22 protein-coding genes, 1 tRNA gene and 2 pseudogenes are annotated in these 22,833 nt (G+C 38.2%); 15 read left to right on the top strand and 10 right to left on the bottom strand.

Annotated elements, in window-relative coordinates; genetic code table 11:
- Together groL and groES are read right to left on the bottom strand one after the other, a co-directional pair.
- Positions 1-1,575: chaperonin GroEL (gene groL, locus ACFIKD_RS04055; protein WP_375644485.1), on the bottom strand; the 1,575-nt coding region annotated here is incomplete at its 3' end.
- 58 nt (positions 1,576-1,633) lie between these two features.
- Positions 1,634-1,930 carry a co-chaperone GroES gene (gene groES, locus ACFIKD_RS04050; protein ID WP_005774667.1) on the bottom strand — a complete coding sequence of 99 codons (297 nt, stop codon included), beginning with the start codon at positions 1,928-1,930 and terminating at the stop codon, positions 1,634-1,636.
- A 226-nt stretch (positions 1,931-2,156) separates the two neighbouring features.
- Here groES and fumC point away from each other — a divergent pair, with 226 nt between their 5' ends.
- From fumC to ACFIKD_RS04035, 3 genes and pseudogenes are all read left to right on the top strand, one after another.
- Positions 2,157-3,545, top strand: a complete 1,389-nt coding sequence (fumC, locus tag ACFIKD_RS04045) for a class II fumarate hydratase (RefSeq protein WP_375635572.1) — start codon at positions 2,157-2,159, stop codon at positions 3,543-3,545.
- A 587-nt stretch (positions 3,546-4,132) separates the two neighbouring features.
- Positions 4,133-4,350, top strand: a pseudogene (locus ACFIKD_RS04040) (lyase family protein); the annotation flags it as partial.
- 641 nt (positions 4,351-4,991) lie between these two features.
- Positions 4,992-5,882 (top strand): outer membrane protein, encoded by an 891-nt coding sequence (locus ACFIKD_RS04035; RefSeq protein WP_375635570.1) that lies wholly within the window; start codon positions 4,992-4,994, stop codon positions 5,880-5,882.
- A gap of 1,435 nt (positions 5,883-7,317) precedes the next feature.
- Here ACFIKD_RS04035 and ACFIKD_RS04030 read toward each other — a convergent pair.
- Positions 7,318-7,402: transfer RNA gene (locus tag ACFIKD_RS04030), tRNA-Leu, on the bottom strand.
- A gap of 221 nt (positions 7,403-7,623) precedes the next feature.
- Between ACFIKD_RS04030 and ACFIKD_RS04025 the strand changes: the two genes are divergently transcribed.
- A complete protein-coding gene (locus ACFIKD_RS04025; protein WP_015856907.1) occupies positions 7,624-8,229 on the top strand; it encodes a YqaA family protein in 606 nt (201 codons plus the stop codon).
- A gap of 12 nt (positions 8,230-8,241) precedes the next feature.
- Positions 8,242-8,814, top strand: coding sequence for a disulfide bond formation protein B (locus ACFIKD_RS04020; RefSeq protein WP_015856908.1), 573 nt, complete (start codon positions 8,242-8,244; stop codon positions 8,812-8,814).
- Here ACFIKD_RS04020 and ACFIKD_RS04015 read toward each other — a convergent pair.
- Positions 8,811-8,948 carry a hypothetical protein gene (locus ACFIKD_RS04015; protein WP_375644483.1) on the bottom strand — a complete coding sequence of 46 codons (138 nt, stop codon included), beginning with the start codon at positions 8,946-8,948 and terminating at the stop codon, positions 8,811-8,813. The two genes, ACFIKD_RS04020 and ACFIKD_RS04015, sit on opposite strands and share 4 nt — an antisense overlap.
- 161 nt (positions 8,949-9,109) lie before the next feature.
- Between ACFIKD_RS04015 and ACFIKD_RS04010 the strand changes: the two genes are divergently transcribed.
- Together ACFIKD_RS04010 and ACFIKD_RS04005 are read left to right on the top strand one after the other, a co-directional pair.
- Positions 9,110-9,634, top strand: a complete 525-nt coding sequence (locus tag ACFIKD_RS04010; protein ID WP_375635568.1) for a type II toxin-antitoxin system PemK/MazF family toxin — start codon at positions 9,110-9,112, stop codon at positions 9,632-9,634.
- A gap of 1,298 nt (positions 9,635-10,932) precedes the next feature.
- On the top strand, positions 10,933-11,301 hold the full coding sequence (locus tag ACFIKD_RS04005; protein WP_375647267.1) for a hypothetical protein: 369 nt from the start codon (positions 10,933-10,935) through the stop codon (positions 11,299-11,301).
- 762 nt (positions 11,302-12,063) lie between these two features.
- Here the strand turns inward: ACFIKD_RS04005 and ACFIKD_RS04000 are convergent.
- Positions 12,064-12,744 carry a hypothetical protein gene (locus ACFIKD_RS04000; protein ID WP_375647266.1) on the bottom strand — a complete coding sequence of 227 codons (681 nt, stop codon included), beginning with the start codon at positions 12,742-12,744 and terminating at the stop codon, positions 12,064-12,066.
- A 1,090-nt stretch (positions 12,745-13,834) separates the two neighbouring features.
- On the opposite strand from ACFIKD_RS04000, the gene ACFIKD_RS03995 reads away from it, so the two are divergent.
- The 3 genes and pseudogenes from ACFIKD_RS03995 (at position 13,835) to dut (ACFIKD_RS03985) (ending at position 16,066) form a co-directional block, all read left to right on the top strand.
- A complete protein-coding gene (locus ACFIKD_RS03995) occupies positions 13,835-14,644 on the top strand; it encodes a VIT1/CCC1 transporter family protein (protein ID WP_375635564.1) in 810 nt (269 codons plus the stop codon).
- 245 nt (positions 14,645-14,889) lie between these two features.
- Positions 14,890-15,420 (top strand): dUTP diphosphatase, encoded by a 531-nt coding sequence (gene dut / locus ACFIKD_RS03990; protein WP_375647265.1) that lies wholly within the window; start codon positions 14,890-14,892, stop codon positions 15,418-15,420.
- Positions 15,421-15,600: 180 nt separating this feature from the next.
- Positions 15,601-16,066 (top strand): annotated as a pseudogene (dut, locus tag ACFIKD_RS03985) (dUTP diphosphatase).
- An 834-nt stretch (positions 16,067-16,900) separates the two neighbouring features.
- Here dut (ACFIKD_RS03985) and ACFIKD_RS03980 read toward each other — a convergent pair.
- The 3 genes from ACFIKD_RS03980 to ACFIKD_RS03970 all read right to left on the bottom strand — a co-directional run bounded on the left by ACFIKD_RS03980 (position 16,901) and on the right by ACFIKD_RS03970 (position 18,666).
- Positions 16,901-17,128 carry a hypothetical protein gene (locus ACFIKD_RS03980; protein WP_375647263.1) on the bottom strand — a complete coding sequence of 76 codons (228 nt, stop codon included), beginning with the start codon at positions 17,126-17,128 and terminating at the stop codon, positions 16,901-16,903.
- Between the two features lie 75 nt (positions 17,129-17,203).
- A complete protein-coding gene (locus ACFIKD_RS03975) occupies positions 17,204-17,785 on the bottom strand; it encodes a biopolymer transporter ExbD (RefSeq protein ID WP_375647262.1) in 582 nt (193 codons plus the stop codon).
- Positions 17,782-18,666, bottom strand: a complete 885-nt coding sequence (locus ACFIKD_RS03970) for a MotA/TolQ/ExbB proton channel family protein (RefSeq protein WP_375635561.1) — start codon at positions 18,664-18,666, stop codon at positions 17,782-17,784. Before ACFIKD_RS03970 ends, ACFIKD_RS03975 begins: the two co-directional genes overlap by 4 nt.
- A 1,003-nt stretch (positions 18,667-19,669) precedes the next feature.
- Here ACFIKD_RS03970 and ACFIKD_RS03965 point away from each other — a divergent pair.
- Positions 19,670-19,999: a YqjD family protein gene (locus ACFIKD_RS03965; RefSeq protein WP_273787730.1), complete on the top strand. Its 330-nt coding sequence runs from the start codon at positions 19,670-19,672 to the stop codon at positions 19,997-19,999.
- A gap of 3 nt (positions 20,000-20,002) precedes the next feature.
- On the top strand, positions 20,003-20,446 hold the full coding sequence (locus tag ACFIKD_RS03960; protein ID WP_375635560.1) for a hypothetical protein: 444 nt from the start codon (positions 20,003-20,005) through the stop codon (positions 20,444-20,446).
- Positions 20,447-20,465: 19 nt separating this feature from the next.
- On the opposite strand, the gene ACFIKD_RS03955 is transcribed toward ACFIKD_RS03960, so the two are convergent.
- Both ACFIKD_RS03955 and ACFIKD_RS03950 read right to left on the bottom strand, forming a co-directional pair.
- Complete coding sequence (locus ACFIKD_RS03955; RefSeq protein WP_375635559.1) at positions 20,466-20,873, bottom strand: hypothetical protein; 408 nt, start codon at positions 20,871-20,873, stop codon at positions 20,466-20,468.
- A 151-nt stretch (positions 20,874-21,024) separates the two neighbouring features.
- Positions 21,025-21,753, bottom strand: coding sequence for a nuclease (locus ACFIKD_RS03950; protein ID WP_375647261.1), 729 nt, complete (start codon positions 21,751-21,753; stop codon positions 21,025-21,027).
- Positions 21,754-21,911: 158 nt separating this feature from the next.
- Between ACFIKD_RS03950 and ACFIKD_RS03945 the strand changes: the two genes are divergently transcribed.
- The 3 genes from ACFIKD_RS03945 to ACFIKD_RS03935 all read left to right on the top strand — a co-directional run.
- The gene (locus ACFIKD_RS03945) at positions 21,912-22,262 is read left to right on the top strand and encodes a TrbC/VirB2 family protein (protein WP_375635557.1); all 351 of its coding nucleotides are present in this window, start codon (positions 21,912-21,914) and stop codon (positions 22,260-22,262) included.
- Positions 22,263-22,289: 27 nt separating this feature from the next.
- Entirely contained in the window at positions 22,290-22,613 is a 324-nt protein-coding gene (locus ACFIKD_RS03940) for a type IV secretion system protein VirB3 (RefSeq protein ID WP_375644477.1), read from the top strand.
- Positions 22,613-22,833, top strand: a 221-nt coding sequence (locus ACFIKD_RS03935; RefSeq protein WP_375647259.1) for a hypothetical protein, incomplete at its 3' end; no start/stop codon positions are given. The genes ACFIKD_RS03940 and ACFIKD_RS03935, both read left to right, overlap by 1 nt.

The following is a 22,833-nucleotide window of genomic DNA, read 5'->3' as shown; positions in this document are numbered from 1 at the left end:
TGGAACTTCAGCAACCATTGCTTCTGTTGTAATCAGAAGGCTAGCAATTGAAGCCGCATTCTGGAGAGCAGAACGCACAACTTTCACTGGATCAACAATTCCCAAAGCAATCAAATCACCAAATTCACCCGTGGCAGTATTGTAACCATAAGTGTCAGCATTATTTTCCAGCACTTTGCCCACAATAATAGCAGCTTCTTCACCGGCATTGGTTGCGATTTGACGTGCTGGCGCTTGAAGAGCACGACGAACGATATGAATACCTGCTTCTTGGTCAGGATTGCTTCCTTTAACGGTCAACGCATTTGCTGCACGCAACAATGCGGTACCACCACCAGCAACAATACCTTCTTCAACAGCAGCACGTGTTGCATTCAAAGCATCATCAACACGGTCTTTCTTTTCTTTCACTTCAACTTCTGTTGCACCACCAACACGGATAACAGCAACACCACCAGCGAGTTTAGCAAGTCTTTCTTGCAATTTCTCACGGTCATAGTCAGAAGTTGTTTCTTCGATCTGAGCCTTGATTTGATTGACGCGAGCAGTAATTTCAGACTTTTGTCCAGCACCATCAATAATGGTGGTGTTTTCTTTAGAAATGTTCACTTTCTTTGCACGTCCAAGCATATCCAAAGTGACATTTTCAAGTTTAATGCCCACATCTTCAGAAATAACCTGTCCGGATGTCAAGATTGCGATATCCTCTAACATGGCTTTACGGCGATCACCAAATCCAGGTGCTTTTACAGCAGCAATTTTCAAACCACCACGCAACTTGTTGACCACGAGTGTTGCCAAAGCTTCACCTTCCACATCTTCAGCGATAATGAGAAGTGGTTTTCCAGATTGCACAACAGCTTCAAGCACTGGAAGAAGAGATTGTAGATTAGACAATTTCTTTTCGTGAATGAGAATGTAAGGATCATCAAGATCAGCGACCATTTTCTCAGCATTTGTGACAAAATAAGGGGAAAGATACCCACGGTCAAATTGCATTCCTTCAACGACTTCTAATTCCGTTTCAGCAGTTTTAGCTTCTTCTACGGTAATGACGCCTTCATTGCCCACTTTTTCCATAGCATCAGCGATCATTTTACCGATTTCAGCAGCACCATTAGCAGAAATAGTTCCTACTTGTGCAATTTCTGCTGAAGTTTGGATTTTTTTTGCTTTTTTGAAGAGGTTTGCCACCACTTCATCCACAGCAGCATCAATCCCGCGTTTAAGATCCATTGGGTTCATGCCAGCAGCAACAGCTTTAACGCCTTCTTGCACAATAGCTTGTCCTAAAACAGTTGCTGTTGTTGTTCCATCACCAGCGATATCATTGGTTTTAGAAGCAACTTCGCGCAACATTTGTGCACCCATATTTTCGAACTTATCTTCAAGTTCAATTTCCTTTGCAACGGATACACCATCTTTTGTGATGCGAGGCGCACCGAATGATTTATCAATCACCACATTACGACCTTTAGGGCCGAGTGTCACCTTAACAGCATTAGCAAGGATGTCGACACCGCGCAACAAACGCTCACGCGCTTCACGGCCAAATTTGACTTCTTTAGCAGCCATTTAATTTCTCCTTGGAGTTTTCTCAAAATAGTACACAATGAAAAGTTAAGCGCTTCAATTAGCCCATAATTCCCATAATGTCAGATTCTTTCATGATGAGGAGGTCTTCCCCATTAATCTTGACTTCAGTTCCAGACCATTTTCCAAAGAGGATACGGTCTCCTGTTTTGACTTCTAAAGGCACACGCTTTCCGTTATCATCGAGAGCGCCATTGCCAACAGCAATCACTTCGCCTTCTTGAGGTTTTTCTTTTGCTGTATCAGGGATGATAATCCCACCAGCCGTTTTATTTTCAGATTCAACCCGACGGACAACGACACGGTCGTGAAGTGGGCGGAATTGTATATTAGCCATGTTTTAAATCCTTAAAACTGAACATAATTGCATTAATCTTAAAAGTTCTTGCTAGCACTCATAGCTTGAGAGTGCTAGTATAAGTTAGATATAAAATCTGCATCTCTTAATGTCAAGAATAGCCATAAAATAATTTCTCTAAATGAAGCTTCAAAGTCTTGCCTCTCATTGCACTTTCGCGTTATTTAGCTTTTTTAAGAACCCGTGAACAAAAAAGGATCTTATCATGGTTGAAACACGTCAGGAAACGGATAGCTTTGGAACGATTTCGGTACGTCAAGATCGTTATTGGGGAGCACAAACTGAACGTTCACTGCATAATTTTAATATTGGCAGTGAAAAGCAGCCTCTTGCCATCATCTATGCCTTAGTCCTTATCAAAAAAGCTGCAGCTGTTGTAAATATGGACAAAGGAAAACTACCAGCAAATATTGGAAAAGCAATTATTGCCGCCGCCGATGAAGTGCTTGCCGGCGATTTTGATACGCATTTCCCACTCTCCGTCTGGCAAACAGGTTCTGGCACACAAAGCAATATGAATGTCAATGAAGTCATTGCTAATCGTGCCAGTAAGATTTTGGGAGGAAAACTTGGAAGCAAAAAACCAGTTCATCCCAATGACCATGTCAATATGAGTCAATCATCGAACGATTCCTTTCCCACAGCGCTTCACATTGCCACCACGTTGCAAACACGCCAACACTTACTGCCAATCCTTGAAGCTCTTATTGCTACACTAAAACAAAAAGAGCAAGAATTTGCAGACATCATTAAAATCGGCCGCACCCATACCCAAGATGCAACGCCTTTAACCTTAGGACAAGAATTTTCAGGCTATCGTGCCGCATTAGAAGCCAATCTTCAGCGCATTGAAAATGCTCTAACCGATGTCCACATGCTTGCTCAAGGTGGCACGGCTGTTGGCACAGGACTAAATGCGCCAAAAGGTTTTGACATTGCTTTTGCGCAAACAGTGAGCGCTTTCACAGGAATAACGTTTCAAACTGCCAGCAATAAATTTGAAGCACTCGCCCATCATGGAGCCCTTGCGCATTTCCATGGGAGCTTGAATGCCTTAGCTGCTGATCTGTTTAAAATTGCTAATGACATTCGATTTTTGGGCTCAGGACCACGTTCAGGTTTAGGGGAACTCAGTCTTCCCGAAAATGAACCCGGATCTTCCATCATGCCAGGCAAAGTTAATCCCACGCAATGTGAAGCCTTAACCATGGTCGCATGCCAAGTTTTTGGCAATCACACCAGCGTAACCTTTGCCGCAAGCCAAGGACATTTTGAACTCAACGTTTATAAACCTGTTATTGGCTATAACGTTTTACAATCAATTACCCTTCTTGGTGATTGCATGCGCTCTTTTGATGAACATTGCATTCAAGGATTACGAGCCAATCGCATTCATATTCACTCGCTCATGGAGCGCTCACTCATGTTAGTCACAGCTCTTGCACCAGAAATTGGCTATGAAAAAGCTGCTGAAATTGCCAAAGCAGCGCATAAAAATGATACAACTTTGCGCGCAGAAGCAATAAAAGCTGGCGTTTCTGGAGCTGATTATGACCGGCTGGTTGATCCCAAAAAGATGATTTCTCCCCAATAAACAACTCACTAAAAAAAGATGCAAACGTCTTAAAACAAATCTTTCTGTCAAAAGATCGGGGTGTTTACACCCCGACGATGACCGATAACGATTACCCACAGCGTTCATTTTAGGCTCTGGTCCATATTTCTGCTCTTGTCTCAATGAGATAATGTATTTATCTATAATGATAATCTCGCGTCATTCATATTGAATGAGAATCCTGAATACCGTAGGATTTTCTCATTTTAAATCTGTCCCATGTTAAATCAATCAAAATCACTTACTTGCACATCACAAGTGAGGTGAATGTGTGGCGATATGAATGTGTGGATAGAAATTGTATAAGATAAGAAAGGACTAAAAACGCCTCTAATGAACCGCCTCAAGTGCCAAGGACTTTCACAACATTGTGGAGAGGGCTGTCACAACACCCACGAGCAGGCAAATATAATGATAGTACCGATTTACTCCTTTATGAAGCGTAAAGATGGGGGTGCTCAATGGCTTTAACGTTATACCATTCACGAGCCACCGTCATGAAATGGGTTTGGAAGCATTAAGAGATGTCTCCTTTATAAAGCGTAAAGATAGAAGTACTCAATAGAGGAACAGCTGTTGGAAAAACTCAATGCACCGAAAGGTTTTGGCCTTTACTGAAACAATCAGCTCTCTGACAGGGATATCCTTGACAGTTCGCAAAAAATTTGAGGCATTTACCTATCATGGCGCCCTCACCCATTTCCACAAAAACCTGAGTGCACGCGCTAATCTCTTTAAAATTGCCAACGACATTCAGTTTTTAGGCGCTCATCCACGTTCCGGCTTTAAGCGAACGAAAAGAAGAATTTATCGTTTTACATGGTGCATGAGAAACCTCATGAAACATCAGATTCTCGCACTTTGCTCCTTCTTATTCTTCATATCCCATTCAATCAATCAAAACTATTCGCTTGGATTGTTATAAGCAAAAGTGGCATATAGATAAAAAAAGAAATAAAGAAATAAAGTCGCTCATCCTCTCAAGTGCTCAAAAGGCTATCGCAATACAAAGCTACGCAATATCAGAAACGAGCAAAGAATGTGATGGTGCCAATATGTATTTTTTACGATCAATTGAATATTAAGCACAATGATATCAATCATTATAGACAATATATTTAAAACTTAACAACAAAGAGTGTTTTTAATATATATATAATAATGGTTCTTTAAAAAATTAAAATCTTATTTACTATACTATATTTTTTTCTAAAACATAGAAAACACTGAAGGAATATATACAAACCCTGAAAAATTAAGAAAAACGCGGAATAATAGCACGAAAACAAGTTTTAAAAACACTTTAATATGGTTAATTATAGATTTTATACGTATTTTAGTTTTCATAATGATATTAACTATAGATTTTTTTAACCAATTTGTATATAATACGATTTGTATCCGAAATGAATTGGGGATGTTTTTATGAAAACAAAATATTTAATCGCACTATCTATTTTCACTTTCATTACCACTTCAACAGCGCAAGCAGCAGATACGGTAATCTTTGAGCAATCAAAACCGAAGGTTTCATTGCAAAATGATTCATCGTCACGTATCACACCGGTTACTGTTTCTGCGCCTTTTTCTTGGTCTGGTTTTTATTTTGGAGGACAAATTGGATATTTTTCCAGTAAAAATACTCTAGATTACGCAAAAGAAGCCAGGGACGGAAAATGGGCTTGGGTTGATAGAGATTTATCACCGAAACCATCAGGATTGAGAGCAGGTTTGTATGCAGGTTCTAATATTGATCTGGGAGAGAACCTTGTTTTCGGTTTTGATACGGACATAGTCTGGTCTGGGAGGAAAAGCACCCAAACAGACAATGGAAAGAAAATTCTAGATGAATTAGACTCTATTAACATTGCCTTTAAAGAAGCTGGGATTCCTATCGTAAAACCTGCAGCTCAGGATGAAACGATACCCAACTATGGTGACATTGTTGTCAGCAGTGTAACATTGAAAGAAAAATGGTCTGGTGCTGCACGCGCGCGTATTGGTTTTGCTTCCCATCGTCTTATGCCTTATGTTGCAGGGGGTATAGCCTATACACAAATGCAATATATCATGTCACTTTTATCAAAATCACAAGAAGATTCGACAGTTTTTGCTTCTGGCGATGTGTTAGATAAAACAAAAACAATGTTTGGTTACACTATTGGTGGTGGTTTTGATCTTGCAATGACAGATAATATCATCATGCGTACAGAATATCGTTATTCAGATTTTTTGAAAAAGAAATTTGCAGACGATAACCTTGAAATCTCTTCTCAAACGCATGATGTTCGCTTTGGTATCGCTTATAAATTCTAAGTTTTGTAGAAAAATTGAACTCTTAAAAAACCCTGTTAAAACGGGGTTTTTTTTATGCCTCTTTTCCTCCTAAAAAGACGCAGATTCTAAAAACCAAGACTAAACTGTAAACAAATCGTCACAAAACAATAAAGCCTCTCCCTCTTTTAAAGCAAGCTCCTATCCTCTCCCCCTTTCATGTATACATTTAGAATATAAAAGCTTTACCATCATACCACTGGCTACCATCGTAAAATAAATGAGAGCAGTTATTAAGAAATGTTTCTTTAAAAGAACTATGGATATTGTGCATCAATTGCAGTTTTATAGGATGATGTTGACTTGCCTCCCCACTCTCAAAGGATCAAGATTCTAAAACCCATTTCTAAAATCATGTCCGTTTGTAAAAACACAACAACTCTTGGGGACTCTTGGGGCAGGCTCCTCTTGGCGCCTCCCCATGGAATGCCCTTAAACCTAAAGTAAAACAAACACTCTTAAGAATATCCAACACACACTGAAAAAAATTACTGTAACGTTTCAAGGAAGTTTACAGACCCTATATGACCACACTTCAAATGACAGTGTTTACAGCTATTGTATACCAGAGTAGAGAGAGGATATTGCGGTTCTCTGTTTATGTAATTTCTGTAACGGGGAGACAGCTTCATTTGGGGAGAATATGAAATTGTCAAGGCAAAAACCAATTTCCAACCTTACTATTTCCTTTTACTTCGGTTTTACGACTTTCAAAGCCTCTAAAGCACTATCTTTTAGGCCTCTACAGCTCTGTCTTTTAAAGAAAGGAGTTTACGCATTGCCTCATGCTTGTGTTTCTCACGGGACTTTTTTGGATCACGCCCCTCATGTCATACGACAGCGCTCCAAACCAAACACACTCAAATCCCAAACACACTCAAATCCCAAACACACTCAAATCCCAAACACACTCAAATCCCAAACACACTCAAATCCAAGACACTTGGGTTGGTAATTCACATGCGTGTTTTCAAGAAACATCTCTCAAAACCCTGACGCCCATTTTGCAACAACGCCCACAAGAATATAAAATCTATAGAGCATCATCTTTACACTTCATAAAAGTGCAAGATAAAAGTGCAAGCTGGCACCATCCATCATATACTCCTACCCCCCAATGATGCCCTTGAAACGGTTTATTAAGAGGCATTTTTATTCATTTTTTGTAAAATTTCATTCCACATTTTGTAAAATTTCATTCCACAATAGCGCATCTAGCTTGCAATATACAAAAGACATGATTTCGGTTAATTTACTATAAATAAACTTAAAATAAACAAACTTAAAATGAAAGAATCCTATGGTATTCGAGGTTTTTCATTCAACATGCAAAACAGTGAACACTATTTATAAATCCCACATGTTTTATAAATTAACATGATACGCCATAACAGGATAAAGGAAAATCTCTATGAGATGGTGCGGGTGGTCGGACTCGAACCGACACTCCTCTCGGAACCAGATTTTGAGTCTGGCGCGTCTACCAGTTCCACCACACCCGCACATTGCTACAAAAGACAGTACTTAAAATACAGACTTGTCGATTATTCCTTTGCACTATATGAAGAAGCACAGATTCGTCAACAGCAGACTTTTCATTTTTTAAGAATTCATATCATTTTCTTATCTGTTTTATGAAATATTTTCTTTATTGGATTTCTCTACCGGATTTATAACAATCTCATTTGTAAAGTCTTTACCTCTTAAATTTATAGAAAGCCTCATGATATTAAACAAATTAAAGCTTTGGACGATTTCTTTGGCAAATCGGCGTACTGCACCACACTGGCTTGGTTTCATTGCCTTTATTGAAAGTTCTGTTTTTCCAATTCCCATAGATGTTTTATATATTCCGATGCTGCTTATCCATCAAAAGCGAGTTTATCGCTATGCTTTGATTGCGACTATCTGTTCTGTATTAGGAGGCATTGCCGGTTGGTTTATCGGACATTTTGCCTATGATACTCTTGCCAAACCCATTTTAGAAATTTATGGTAAGGTTGAAAGTTTTGAATCTCTGAAAAATAGTGCAACCCTGCAATTTCTAGTCATTTTACTGATAACATCAGGTTTTTTTCATCTTCCCCCCATCAAGATTGTCACAATTTTGGCCGGTGTAATGAGTGTACGTCTTGAACTTTTCATTCTTATTTGTATTTTTTCTAGAGGCGCTCGTTTTTATCTTCTCGCGTGGCTGATTAAACATTTTGGGCAAAAAGCAATGAATTTTCTAGTACAGAATTTCAAATGGATTATTCTCATTGGTTGTGTTAGTCTCGTTTTAATTTATGGGATTTTCATAGCTTTTTTAAACAAAAAGCTTTTATAAGGAACAGACTTAATGGCGTGCGTTTTGTCTTCTCACCCACTTTTATACAAGCACCTTCATCTTGAACCCAGCAGAAAAGAACAAAGTTTATGGGCTTTTTTTCTCGCTTTTTGCTTGTCCGCTACAATAGGTCTTGCCCTTGGTTTTGAATATTTTGGAGGGTATCTTCCTTGCGATTTGTGTCTCATAGAGCGTTTTCCCTATTATGGTGCCATACCCTTTTTGCTCTTAGCAGGTTTTGGGGCATGTTTTTTTCGCATGTCTGCTTGGATACAACTTTTATTTTTGTGTGTTTTTGTCTTAATGTGTATAAGCCTTGTTTTAGCCATTTATCATGCAGGTGTTGAATATGGCTTTTGGGCAGCCCCCCTCAGTTGTGGTTTAAGCGCAGTGAGAAAAACCTCAGACATTAACCAGCTTCTTAACCAATTAAACAACATTCATCCCCCTTCTTGTTCTGAAGCATCCGCACGCTTTCTTTTTCTTTCATTTGCCGGCTGGAATGTCGTTGCTAGTCTATTTTACATGCTTATCAGTTTTTATGTTGCCTCAAAAGGACTCCTTTCAAGCAATAAGAAACTCTAACCATAAAATAGAAATGAAGCCGCGTGCACTCGTTCTCTCCAATCGCTTCCCCCTAAACCAACAACCCTCCAGTCACCAATCACCACCCAAAACCACCCACCGCCAAACCAACCCAACAACCCACCTATCACCAATATCCCTCCTCTAGCGTTGTACGCAAAAGACAAAAATAAGCAGATATATCCATTTTATGGTTTCACCTCTCTGTACTTATGAGCAACATTTTGATAAAAACTCGTGGTAGAAAAGCCGTAAAATAATAAGTGAGGGGACCGATAAATATAAATGGTCTGCTATGGCTGAAGATAAGAACACAGCGCCTTCTACCCTATCACCTATTTCCTTAGATATAACCAAACTTGAAGAACCATGTGTTATGATGGAACATGATTATAATGCATGGCGCGAGCATATAAGAGAAAGAGATTTAAATGCTCCTTACAAAAAACCACCTCACATAAAACCACGAATCAAATCGGCACCACGCATCAGACAAGTTTTTTGGTGCGATTTTCCTCATGATTCGATACTCCCTGAATTTTGGAAAAAGCGGCCTGTTTTAGTGCTTTCTAAGAATGCAAAATTATATGGAAATGTGACAGTTTTACCTTTTTCAACGAAATCACAACCCAATAATCCCGCTGCGTATCCAATACAATCTCCCATAGAAAATAAAAAAGCATGGATTATCTGCAATTATGTCACAACAGTTTCTGTAAGTCGTTTAAGTTGCTCACGTACTGTTCCAAGATTATCCAGCGAAGATTTTCATAAAGTTGTAGCTCTGATGCTCAAACATTTACCGCATTTACACTATTGACTTTTGAAAAAAATAAGCGTATATGTATCACCATATACGGCATCAGTAATGGTGGCCGCTTCCCCGAAAGGGGAGATAGGAACGAAGGAGTGGGCAACCGCTCCTTTCGTCATTTTTGGTATTTTTTTTGAGAACTTTTTAGCCATTTTTTGCAACCTTCCCTAGAACATATCCAACATTCATTCTCCACCGTTGTTGTTTTGAAATATCTGCGATTTGGGGTAAGCAGAAAACACTATCCGTACTGTTGATCCGGTAAAGTTTCCCACGGAGATTACCGTGATGTTGTACATATTTATCATTTCATTGCACAAAAAACCGTGCTGCCGTTGCTTAAACTTTATATGATTTGCCACAATGGGAATATCTTTCCAAGATTGAAAAAAATTTCATAATTTGGCATAACAAATAATCCCTTGTTCTTCGCGCTCTTGAAGTGTTCAATCGCTCAATTTACCAAAAGATATTCGACCTCACAACTTGTTTATTTACGTCCCTCAATACGGATGAAGCGGATGAAAAAGCCAGCATTTTTGAAAAGAAAAATAAAGAGCATTTAATGATTCAAACGCTTTAAGACTACACAGAATACTCCATTCATCTTTGAACGCATCTATTTCTGTAAAGAGAGCTAATAATGCTTATATAATCTGAATAATATTAGTTTACTTACCATATGATAACCGATTGGTAACGATAACACTGAACACAGAACTTACATCACCCCACCGCAAAATAGTGTTTTTATGATATAACAAAAAACGATTACTTCACACCGCAATATATCTTAAAAATTGCATCAATAATCCATAGCATTTTTATAAAATGCTATGAAATTTGAAAAATTCATACAGAACATATGTCATTTACACAACAATAAAACTACATTTTGTTTATTTAAAAAACATTTTGTTTATTTAAAATATCTCCGTTAATAATATAGAATTGCGTTTACGACTTACCAAAACAGATGATACAATAAAAACAATAAAAACAATAAAAACAATAAAAACAATAAAAACAATAATATAATTTAAACTTATTTCTAAATTAACAAAAAAACTACAGCTTATAATTTAAGTTAAAAACTAAAATTGAAAAGTTGACAGAATCAATAAACTATGGAAATTACATAAAAATATAATACAAAATGTGCAATTAAACACTTTGTATTAACAGCACATTAAACACATAATGAAATTATGCATCATAGGATGCCACGGTGCTTTTTTTGTTTTGTTTAAAGAGTGTAATGAAAAAACTTTTTTGATTAAATCTTTTAAATTTGGATCATTATAATGAAAATATTTCAAAAAATCGCGTTATATATTGTTACAATAGCCTTTTTCTTTTCACAGGTTTTGGAAGCTAATGCTTATTATTTGAATAGTCATTCTCAAGGTTCTAATTTTGCTTCTACAGTGTCAAAAGAAAATAAAGTTGTTAAAGCTATTGATATGATTATGGATCATATTTCAACACAAAGCACTGAACAAGATTTTAAAAAAGGTGTTGTAAAGGTAGGAGTTATGATGGGACTTGCACCAGCACTTTGGGGTCTTATTGCGTATTTTTCATGGTTATTTTCTAAAAAGCGGGCTCCCTATCGTACACCGGGTCAAAAAGCATTTGATGCTTTTGCGGACAGTGCGTGGATGCTCGTTTAAACAACGTTTCACTTAAATACAGTTTAAACAGTAAGCTTATTTAATACTTAATAACATAAACTGTAATTCAGATTACAGTTTATGTTTTTTTTATATTCAATTAATATTGTTAACTTTTCCCCACTCTACATGATAAATAAAATTTGATCAGCTATATTCACACAAATGCAATGCGATAAATTGAACACTGTTTGATATGATAATATCTCTCTCTCATTTATGCACCCCCACCCTTAAACCTACCCCTGAAATTGCAGCACAAAAGATAATTCGTTACACGCTAAAAAATCCACCTAAATGCAAAAGCTGTAACAACGCTCAACTTCGACTATTTGAATAACAGCAATCATTCAAACTTTAACCAACACGATAATACGCCTATTCTAAACGATTTATGTACCACCTCATCCGCAACACATTGCCAAATATCCGTACATTTCCCCGAAAAATTTTCACACTTTTACGCATAGTAAAAAAAAGATTAACTTTAATCATGTTGCACTCCTTAAATTGACAACGGATTTTAAAAATGACCAAAAAAATCAAACAAAAATAGAGAGGTAAGTTACGAAAACTACAGGGTAAATTTTACTGCCCCAAAATATCTATTTTCCCCGTCTGAACCGTCAGAGGAACACTATAAAAATTATTTTCACTGAAAAACAATTACTTATAATCTAGGGAAGAAAAGTAAAAATCTCCCCCAGAAAAAGAGATTATCTTCAAAATTATCAAAAAAACAGCACAATTTTAGTGATCTTTTTATTTTTTTTCTTTTGATAAAAGAGAGCTGGCAGGTGTCTTAGGAGCCCCTCCGGTAGGTTCCCAATTCGCAACAGCCGCTAATTCCTCAATGAGCTTCTCTCTTGGTAAATTATTATCATCCACCAACTTGTACTGAACGGCATTGTCACTAAGCCACTTTATAAGCGTTCCTTTAACAGTTTTACCACCCTCAGCCTCACTCACCGCTTCCCATGCCGCAACCACCGCTCCAAGCTTTGGAGCATAACGTGGATGCGTTGGATCTTGAAACGCATATTTTTGATCCTTAACGTCACGAGAATCATCCTCAGGGAAAAGAATTTTAGGTCTCTCACCACGCGATGAAAGCCATTTCCTCAAATCATCTAGGGAAACAGAAGAATATTCAGCAATAGGATCGTTCAAATGCCCCACCCGAAAACCACTAAGATAGTACCATTCTACCCTTAATTTTCCCTCTTTTGCTTCTCTTACTATGTCACTATAAACAGCTCGGAACAAAGCAATTTTATCAAACGGTACTCGCTCCTCTCCTTCGTAAATATCACTGTCTTCAGGGCTATATTCGCCGGGAAATTTACATATGAGTGGATTCAAGCCCGCTATCAATAACGCTGCCTGCAGTATTGTTATTTTTTGAGAACGTAAAAACCATTCTAAACTTTTATTAATTTCCATATATTCCCCGCTTTTTCTACGAAACTTAACATATTTTTCAAAATGCTAAGAGCAATCTCCTTCACTGACACAGAGATTATACTCCCCTCACATTGCAACTTATCACACTTTTTAATAATCCCACAACCACACCCATCCTTGTGATACACAAGAAAATGATTTGAATTGCTTCAATATAAGAAGTTTTGAAGTGAGAGAATCCTACTGAATTTTGGGCTTTCATGCAAGATATCAGGCAAGTTACAAGGCGATAAATGCCCCTTCATAAAGCATAAATTTTTATGCGTGATCAAACAATTTGATATGATAATGTCTCTTTCATTTATGCACTCCCACCCTTAAACCTGTATGCACTCCCACCTTTATCTGTCCCTGCAATTACAGCACAAAAGATAATTCGTTACACGCTAACAAATCCACCTAAATGCAAAAGCTGTAACAACGCTAAAATGCGCATAAATACCATAAGAATACCGGCTTACATCTCCACAAGTGGGATCGAGTGGCGTAAAACTGTACAATAAAATGCCATGTCTATAATGAACCTTTCTAAAGACTGTCGCAACACTGGGAGCTAAGGTGTATGATGATGCCGGCTTGCTCTTTTACGAAGCGTAAAGATTAAGAAGACTCAATGGAGTTTATATTATTTCATGGAAATTTTATCGCTCTACCCTTCTATACTCTTCACGGGGGCCCCCTCGCGAAATGGGCTTTTATCCCTTGAAAAAGGTCTCTTTTAAAGAATCATCTCAAACTCCAAGAGCTGTTACAGTCTTTTGAACGCATAAAATGAATGATGACGCCAAGCCTATTTCTTTCCCTACATTCTCGAGCATCAATACATTGAAACACTTCTTTGGAACGCCCCTTTAGCAAAATAAAGCACATTGTCTCTTAATTTTTTCACGCAATCATTTCTTTCATGTGACCATTATTCTTGATAAATCTCCTTTGCTTTCTTGACTTCCCAGCACTCTTTTTTCTCAGTGCAACCTTTTTGTAATTTGTCAGTTTTTAACTTTTAGATTGACTTTCGGTTTATTTTTCTTATGTTTTAGAATTATTCTAAAGTGCAGAGGAACAGAAAATGTTGAGATCGTTTTTTTCATTTGTACAACGTAAAGCTCTGTTCTTTCGTTCAGCACAAAAAATGATGCTTCAAGCGCTCAAAGTAAAAGAGCAGCATGCAGCGCTCTATTTGAAATATGCAAAAGCTCTAGAATCTTATTCCTCTAAGGAAGCGGCGGTTTTTACCGCCATGGGGCTTCAAGAGCTTGAAAATTATAAGGAACTTTTGTGCCTTACTTGCCATAATCGTGCAAACACTATCGGCTCATTATGTGACCGAACTTCTCTTGTAAAAAGCAAGAGCAGCCATCCCTCTAAAAAAACAACAGTGGCAAATAACACCGTAAAAAAACCTTCGAAAACGCAAAGACAAACACTTTTGACTTGGATTCAACCAGGTCTTGCAGGATTAATGGATGGCTCTGTCTCTACCCTTGCCCCCATTTTTGCAGCAGCTTTTGCCACAGGAGACACGCATCAAACTTTTTTGATAGGGCTTTCAGCTTCTATTGGTGCAGGACTTTCGATGGGTTTCACAGAAGCAGCCCACGATGACGGTAAATTATCAGGGCGTGGTTCGCCATTAAAAAGAGGTCTTGCCAGCGGCATTATGACAACATTAGGGGGGTTGGGCCATACTCTTCCCTATTTGATCAACTCTTTTTATGTAGCGACAGTTATTGCATTTATCATTGTTTTTTTCGAACTAGGCGCAATCGTCTGGATCCAAAACAAATTCATGTCAACTCCCTTTTGGCGCGCTTCTTTACAGGTCATCATTGGTGGTGCTCTGGTTTTTGCCACGGGTATTCTTATCGGTAGTATCTAAAAAATCTTATCTGTAAACATAATTTAGATCTCAAATAAGCGCATGTCCCTAGGCATAAGCCGTCATTGATGATGCCATTATTGAAAAATACCATTATTGGTGTCAGATGGTGTTTTGGAATATTCTAGATCAGCAAGCTCTGGGGACAACCTGTATTAACAAACCTTTATCGACTTGGTTTTATGGATGTCTTTTGTTAAAGTATCATTTCTTTCTAGACCTCATATTTTGGAAATGCCTTGATCATGTCGCACACTGAAACCAACGCCCCTCTAAACAATCATCCTGTCTCTTCTCAACCTTCACATGCCCAGACTTTATCCGTTCAGCGTCTTGCACACGGACAAGGTTTAGAACTTCCTCACTACGCAACGGCTGGTTCTGCGGGTCTTGATCTACGTGCAGCAATTGGAGAAGAAGAAACGCTTGTTCTTGCCCCTGGGCAGCGGGCACTTATTCCAACAGGTCTCATTTTTCATTTATCACGTGGGCTTGAAGCACAAATACGTCCACGCTCTGGCTTAGCCTTAAAACACGGCATCACATGCCTCAACACTCCAGGAACAATTGATAGTGATTACCGTGGTGAAGTCAAAGTCCTTCTTATCAATTTAGGACAAGAAGACTTTTCTATCCAACGGGGAATGCGCATTGCCCAAACAGTCATCGCTCCCGTATCCCAAGTCAATGTTTGCGCCATTGAACCAGAGCAAAATACTCAAAGCCATAACGAGAGCCGTGGAACAGGAGGTTTTGGTTCAACGGGGCATACTTAAGAAGCTCTGAAAAATCGCTACTCTCAAAATATAACACTCGCAACCACTCTTTCACTGGAAGTCCTTTGGGCTTTTAAAGTGTAGAAGGAGTGTGCATGTGCCTTCAAAGTTTTTTACTAAACGGAACCTCTAAACAATCATCCTTACTCTTCCTCTGTCTCTTCTCAATCTTCACATGCCCTGACTTTATTTGTTCAGCGTCTTGCGCTTGGGACAAGGAAACTTCTTCACTACGCAACGACTGGTTCTGCCGGTCTTGGATTTACAAACAGCAATTGGTAAAGAAGAAACGCTTGTTCTTGCCCTTGGGCAGCGGGCACTTATTCCAACAGATCTCATTTTTCATTTATCACGGGGGGCTTGAAGCACGCATCCATCCACACTCTGCCTTAGCCTTAAAACACGCCATCACATGCCTCAACACTCCAAGAACGATTGAGTGTGATTATCCGGAAGTGAAGTCAAAGTCCTTCTTATCAATTTAGGACAAGAAGACTTTTCTATCCAACGGGGAATGCGCATTGCCCAAACAGTCATCGCTCCCGTATCCCAAGTCAATGTTTGCGCCATTGAACCAGAGCAAAATACTCAAAGCCATAACGAGAGCCGTGGAACAGGAGGTTTTGGTTCAACGGGGCATACTTAAGAAGCTCTGAAAAATCGCTACTCTCAAAATATAACACTCGCAACCACTCTTTCACTGGAAGTCCTTTGGGCTTTTAAAGTGTAGAAGGAGTGCGCATGTGCTCTCAAAGTTTTTTACTAAACGGAACCTCTAAACAATCATCTCTCAATTACGTTTCTTGCGCTATACAAAACTTCGTTATCACCGGACACCCCTCCCCCATAACAAAAACATTGGCATTAATCATTGAGAGCCCACATACCGCTTGTAATGTCCACAGTCTATACATCATATTGATTTATAATAATTAATTATCTTGCAACTTAAATGAGAAAACTCAATACTGTAAGATTTTTTCATTGCAAATCTATTTATATTACATCAATCAAAAGCATGTCTCTCACGTTCCAAATGTGGCTGGCATGTAGATAAAAACTGGAAAAATACCTATAATGAATACTTGTACTAAGTACTGTCACAACATGGGGAGAAAATATAAATACTATAATGGTGCTCGCTTGCTTTTTTGTTAAGCATAAAGATAGTGAGGTTCAATAGATTTTTTATTATTTTACGGGGGCTTTACCGTTATACCATTTATGAACACCGTCGCAAAAAGGGCTTTAAGATGTATTAAGACACACAACAACCACTCCTGCTGTTTTTCTCGATCACACCTCTTGAGGCAAGATTAGTAGAGCTTAATCCTACAAAACCGATTCAATATATGAACCCCCTGCGTAATATCAAACCCATGCGTATTTGGTTTAATAAATCCACGACAAAACCCTCATCAATTTCACTCTACGACTTTGAGTAATATGCTTTGCTTCCTGCAACAAAGGCTGTTTTTTATCACTGGTCAGAAGCAGCTCCTGAAATATTAGCGTTTACCGCATTGCCCGTTGTTACGGCATCCACATGCCCCACAACGTTACCACCCGCTCCATCGACAGTAGCGTCCGCTACCCCTGTGGTTTTATTATTGATCACACCTTTTGAGGTAAGATTGGTAGAGTTTTGCAATCCTACAAGACCGATTTTATTATATCCAGCCATGCGTATTTGATTTAATAAATCCACGACAAAACCCTCATCAATTTCACTCTACGACTTTGAGTAATATGCTTTGCTTCCTGCAACAAAGGCTGTTTTTTATCACTGGTCAGAAGCAGCTCCTGAAATATTAGCGTTTACCGCATTGCCCGTTGTTACGGCATCCACATGCCCCACAACGTTACCACCCGCTCCATCGACAGTAGCGTCCGCTACCCCTGTGGTTTTATTATTGATCACACCTTTTGAGGTAAGATTGGTAGAGTTTTGCAATCCTACAAGACCGATTTTATTATATCCAGCCATGCGTATTTGATTTAATAAATCGATGACAGCACCATAATCAATTTCGCTATCGGCTTTGATTAAAATTTTTGTCTCTAAATTTTGCGTAGTTTCCCTCAACAAAGCTTCTCTCAAAGCTGCTTGTTCTACAAGATGATCACCAATGTAAAGAGAACGATCTTTTTGCAACGTAACATAAAGAGGTTCATCAGACTGAACCACTGAAGGTACTTGAGTTATAGAAGGAAGCTGAACGGGAATGACAGATGTTGCCAAAGGTGCAGCAACCATAAAAACAATAAGCAACACCAATACAACATCAATAAAAGGGGTCACATTGATTTCGCTTTGCAACCCACTCTCATCTGTATCCCAATCATTATTAAGGCTTGCTTTCATTTTTTATGACTTTTCTGTTGTCTTTGTCTATCAAGTTCACGGCTCAAGAGCCTTTCAAGAGCCGCAGCGATATCGCCTAAATCATTGCGATAACCATTCAAAGCACGCATGAGGCTATTATACATAACAACGGCGGGAATAGCTACAAAAAGCCCAATAGCTGTTGCGAATAAGGCTTCAGCAATCCCAGGAGCAACCACATCAAGTCGCGTTGTTTGAGACTGAGCAATCCCAATAAAAGAATTCATAATGCCCCAAACAGTTGCAAAAAGACCAACAAAGGGAGCAATTGCGCCAATGGTTGCAAGAACAGTGCTTCCACATGCAACACGGCGTGTAGCAGCCAACAAGCAGCGTGACAAAAGCGAATGAACCCTTTCTTTTAAACCTTCATGAACATCGCGAACCTTAACATCGCGAACATCGCGGGAAACATCTTCATATTGATTGCTCTCCTCATAAAAGAGAATGTCTTCAAGCGTTTGTGCACTTTCCCTTGCACCGGTTCTTTCCCCAGAGCTTTTATTTATCCCTTCAGGAGCAGAAAAATGAACCTGTTGTGTAGAAAGATACACCTCTTTAAGGACTTCTTTGAGAAAAAACACACCAGCCCCTTTGCTTTCTTTCAAGCTAGCTGCCAAACGTGTAAGAGTCTGAGCATTAAGAACCAATTGAAGTTCATGACGTACTCTTCGTTTTGCCAAAGTGATCTCAATAATTTTCACAAAAGCAATTGTCCAAGACATAAGAGAAGCAAGTAACAAAATAATGATAACGGCTTTCACCACCCAATCAGCAGCCATAAACATAGAAAAAGGAGAAAAATCATGCGCTGTCAATACAGCAGACATATTATCTAAAGGTACTGTTTCAGATTCCATTTCTATCTCACATTCTTATGGTCTTATCTTTTTTATGAGCTGGATCGTCACCCCGCACAGCATCGCTGTTCCACAATGCCACTACCCTTTTAACGTCATTTTCGCATTCCTCTTAAGAAAGAAAACTTGATAAATCAAGTATAGTTTTATTCCACAAGCTCTCTCTTATTCTAAAGAAATCACTCAAGAAATTTGTCTCTAACAATTCAACAAGTTGATCTTAGCCAATCAATTTATTACATAAATTTGGCAAAATGATAGACTCGCAAGGAGTATTGCATATAATATTTTAATTTATAAGAATAATTTATCATCGTTTCTGTTGAATGAATCCCTCATATCGCAAAGCTTCTCTCATTTCAGCAGCTCTTTTAAACCCAACAAAATATTTACTTGCAGAGAATAAGCAGCAAAAATATCATAAAACTCTTGAAGAAAAGGATATGCACATCTCTAACAACCAGTGCACTGAAGTACCACCTATCCCAAAATAAAAATATACCTTACATTTAAAAAAAAGAACTATCGCAATATCTTAAACTGACCACAAGTATAATGGGAGTGCTCGTTTAGCCCCCAAATACATAGAGAGCAACGAACAACAATATTATTTTCTTTTTCTTCTGCAAAAGCATAAAAATGACATTACTTCTGCCGTAAAATCGCAAAAACTATGTTTGTTATCTGTCACAAGCCCAAAAATAAATCTTAACACGCTTTTAAAAAAACTTTTATAAAAAACTGCGCCACAAGAAACTAAAGAATGGTGCTAACTTCCTGCAAAAGCATAAGACAATTTTCAACGGATGCAATCCTTTACGGGTATTGCCTATCGTATAGGAAAGATTTATTTTATCAAAAACAGTTTTAAATTCGACAAAATGAAAGGAACCAAAAAAAACTTTTGGCGTTACTCAACCAGTGAAAATTTTCACTCCAATGCAAATGATCACTATGAACACACCAATACAAATATAATAAATCAAGAGAGGGAAAGAATATCATGGCTCAGAACAAAACAACACAGCACAATAAAACAGCCGTAGAAGAAAAAGACCTACAAGGACAATTAGAAAAGTTACGCACTGAAATTTCAGGGATTACCTCAACCCTGACAGATCTTGGTGCAAACAAATTTAACGCCGCCAAAGACAAAGCGGAAAAACTATATCATTCAGCGAAAGAAAGTGGTGAAGACATGATGTCTCAAGCAAAAGACAAAATCAGTGATCTTGAACAAACCATGAATCAATGCGTTCGCAAAAATCCTGGCAAAAGCGTTTTGTTTGCCGCAGGGGTTGGTTTTATTCTTTCTCAATTACTGCGTCGTTAAGCAATGCATAAGTTTATCGCTCCTCTTTTAAACCATCTTGTCGGTGGAGGGCTTAAAAGCACTGTCAAGCAAGTACGCCTTCAAGCAATTTGCTATGGGTTTATTGGCATTTCATTCTTCATGTCTTTGCTTTTTTTATGTATCATCGTTTTTATTGCGTTATGTTCTGTTATGAAGCCTCTTGCCGCTGCGAGTATCATGTTTTTAATTTGTCTTTCTCTTGCAGGATTAGGTCTTATCATCAGTCGGGTTTTCAAGGCTTATCAACGCTATGACCAACAAAAAAAGACAGAAGAACAACGCCAAAAACTAATGACAGATGCAACCGTTTCCAGCCTTGCAGCTCTCAGTCAACATTTCCCTTTTGCCAAATTGAGAGTTCCCATTCTGGGACTTGTAACTTATTTTTTGTGGAAAAAAGGTAAAAAAGACCGCTTTTCAAAGTAAAATATGTAAAGCTGTCACTCTAATCCCCCAATGTGCTTTCTTTTATAGCAAAAGAAAGCACATCTTTTCTTATAGTCTCTTTAGCTTCTTCAAGTGCCTGAAAGGAAATCCCTTTCATTTTCGCTAAAAATTCCATGGATCCGATTAAATCTCTTTCAGATTGCAATCCATGTTTCATGAACATAGCAACATGAGGCAATGCTTGCATTAAAAATTCTGGTTTGATTTGAAGCAATGTAGTATTTTTTGAAGATAGAGATAGTTCGTTTCTGCTTTTCTCTATTTTTTCATAAGCCTTTTTTTCATGACCGAAGGTCACGTCATCTATTTGAATGTGTTCATATTTTTCTGAACACTCATGTTTGTTACAATGACTATTCTGTTTAGGGGAAGGAAACGCGCTCTTACATAGCGCTGTAGTAAGCAACCTATATGCATACACGAGCTTTAAACACAACAATTTTTACTGAAGAGAGTTGTCCACCAAGGACTGTGTGGACTATGATTAACTTTTTTCTGATAAAGTTCGTAGTGGAATATTGCCTTGATTTTTAAATAGCGCTTGAGAGGACGTTTTATCAATAATGGTCAATAGGATTATAGCTCCCGTGATCTCTTCGCCAATCTTCTGGTTGTTGAAATTTGCTCGACCATAAGCCATTTTGTGCTTTTTGAGCAGCAGATTGTAGAGTTTTATAGTCTGCTGGAGATGGAAAATTATGCTGATCTTGTGTTAACACCATTAACCCTTCTGTAAGCCCCAAACGTGCCAGATCAACCCCATCCACAAAACATTGTGCATAATGAACCTGTTGAATGACACGTGCTTGCCGACAAGTAACCTTTTTATCGATTGTTTTTGAGACAAGCCAAGCAGTAACAAAAGCACCGCACGGCCACTTAACTCCGTTGCGTGAGGCAAATTGCCTCATTTCACAGCTTTCCACACCATATAAGCGGATATCACGGATAATCTTTTTTCTCCATCCATCATCCACAAGCGTAATCATTTTAAAGGTCACACCACTTGTAACCTGTATAGCACCTGAATAAACCGGCACATTTTCTTCATAAAATTGTGATGCGAGTGGTTCTGGATGTAACATCACATTTTGTTGGTTTGCATAATCTATCAATTGTGACTTCGGATTTTGAACAAGGTTTTCTATTGTCTTTTCTGGCACTTTAAAAAAAGAAGATTGCATAAGTTTTTCAGTATGTTGACTGAAATAAAAGTATCCCAAAATAATAATATAAATTAAGACAATATATTTAGGCGATGCTTTAAGATATTTTAAAAGTATCATTTTGAATATTAGTATATTTTTTGTTTATTAATTAAGAAAAGATTAAATATTGTTAATTTATCGATAGAAAAATTTATTTTTTTCATTTATATGATTCCTGATTAATATTTTGAATATTAATCTTATTATCAACTTAAACATAAAGCGGGGAAATTTTCATGAAAAACATGAATAATTTGTTCATTAATGAACATACCTTACCAAAAACTACTCTATCCAACACACAAAAGAAATGGTTAACAGCAGCATTGATGCTGTTTATTGCCTTCATCGCACTGAGTGAGCCAGCATTTGCCGCAGGTGACTTTGGAAAAGTTGAAACTGCTCTTGATAAATTAGTCAAAGCTTTAACAGGAAACATTGCAAAATCGATTGCAACCATTGCGGTTGCTGGTATTGGGCTTGCATGGATTGCTGGTTATGTTGAAATGCGTAAAGCTTTCTTTGTTTGTGTTGGCATCGGCATTGTTTTTGGTGCACCACAAATCGCATCAATGTTTATGTCTTAATTCGCTTGACTCTAGCCTTTCAAAGCCATGAAAGAGCACGATAAGCTAACAGAAGATACGTTATTTCTTGCTTGCACGCGCCCTGCAATGATTGCAGGCGTGACGGTGGAAGCTATGGGCTTAAATGCGATAGGAACGATGATGTTGTTCATTATGACAGGCAATATTTTTCTTATCACCTTTGGTGTGACGACGCATTTCATATTCAAGGAAATCCTAAAGCATGACCATAACAAATTTCGTATTCTTCTGACATGGCAAAAGACATCTATTTTTGCCAGAAATTCGAGTCTATGGGGTGGGGGAAGTATTTCTCCATTACGATTAATTCGTAATTATGAGGAATTATAATGAACACAACAGAGCGCAAACGTGAAAAGCAGCCAGAGGCGATCATTCCTTACGTGCGCCATGTCAATAAACACATCATTGCGCTGGATTCACGCGCTCTCATGAGCGTTATTAAACTTGAAGGGATTAACTTTGAGACAGCGGATATTATTGATCTGAATGTGCTTCACGAACAGCTCAATAATCTGTTTAAAAACATAGCGGATGAACGGATAGCGCT

The organism is Bartonella sp. CR84HXZ, from assembly GCF_042194535.1.
GTDB classification, from domain to species: domain Bacteria; phylum Pseudomonadota; class Alphaproteobacteria; order Rhizobiales; family Rhizobiaceae; genus Bartonella; species Bartonella grahamii.
The sequence above is the reverse complement of the archived record's forward strand: the minus strand, read 5'-3'. Positions and strand labels throughout refer to the sequence as shown.

Bases quoted from the DNA above. Each gene is read 5' to 3' on its own strand.
- dut (WP_375647265.1), top strand. From the start codon at position 14,890: ATGTCGCACACTGAAACCAACGCCCCTCTAAACAATCATCCTGTCTCT.
- ACFIKD_RS04020 (WP_015856908.1), top strand. From the start codon at position 8,242: ATGGCGTGCGTTTTGTCTTCTCACCCACTTTTATACAAGCACCTTCAT.
- ACFIKD_RS03970 (WP_375635561.1), bottom strand. From the start codon at position 18,666: ATGGAATCTGAAACAGTACCTTTAGATAATATGTCTGCTGTATTGACA.
- ACFIKD_RS04010 (WP_375635568.1), top strand. From the start codon at position 9,110: ATGGCTGAAGATAAGAACACAGCGCCTTCTACCCTATCACCTATTTCC.
- ACFIKD_RS03945 (WP_375635557.1), top strand. From the start codon at position 21,912: ATGAAAAACATGAATAATTTGTTCATTAATGAACATACCTTACCAAAA.
- ACFIKD_RS03940 (WP_375644477.1), top strand. From the start codon at position 22,290: ATGAAAGAGCACGATAAGCTAACAGAAGATACGTTATTTCTTGCTTGC.
- ACFIKD_RS03995 (WP_375635564.1), top strand. From the start codon at position 13,835: ATGTTGAGATCGTTTTTTTCATTTGTACAACGTAAAGCTCTGTTCTTT.
- ACFIKD_RS04025 (WP_015856907.1), top strand. From the start codon at position 7,624: ATGATATTAAACAAATTAAAGCTTTGGACGATTTCTTTGGCAAATCGG.
- ACFIKD_RS04005 (WP_375647267.1), top strand. From the start codon at position 10,933: ATGAAAATATTTCAAAAAATCGCGTTATATATTGTTACAATAGCCTTT.
- fumC (WP_375635572.1), top strand. From the start codon at position 2,157: ATGGTTGAAACACGTCAGGAAACGGATAGCTTTGGAACGATTTCGGTA.
- ACFIKD_RS04035 (WP_375635570.1), top strand. From the start codon at position 4,992: ATGAAAACAAAATATTTAATCGCACTATCTATTTTCACTTTCATTACC.
- groES (WP_005774667.1), bottom strand. From the start codon at position 1,930: ATGGCTAATATACAATTCCGCCCACTTCACGACCGTGTCGTTGTCCGT.
- ACFIKD_RS03975 (WP_375647262.1), bottom strand. From the start codon at position 17,785: ATGAAAGCAAGCCTTAATAATGATTGGGATACAGATGAGAGTGGGTTG.
- ACFIKD_RS03960 (WP_375635560.1), top strand. From the start codon at position 20,003: ATGCATAAGTTTATCGCTCCTCTTTTAAACCATCTTGTCGGTGGAGGG.
- ACFIKD_RS03950 (WP_375647261.1), bottom strand. From the start codon at position 21,753: ATGATACTTTTAAAATATCTTAAAGCATCGCCTAAATATATTGTCTTA.
- ACFIKD_RS04000 (WP_375647266.1), bottom strand. From the start codon at position 12,744: ATGGAAATTAATAAAAGTTTAGAATGGTTTTTACGTTCTCAAAAAATA.
- ACFIKD_RS03965 (WP_273787730.1), top strand. From the start codon at position 19,670: ATGGCTCAGAACAAAACAACACAGCACAATAAAACAGCCGTAGAAGAA.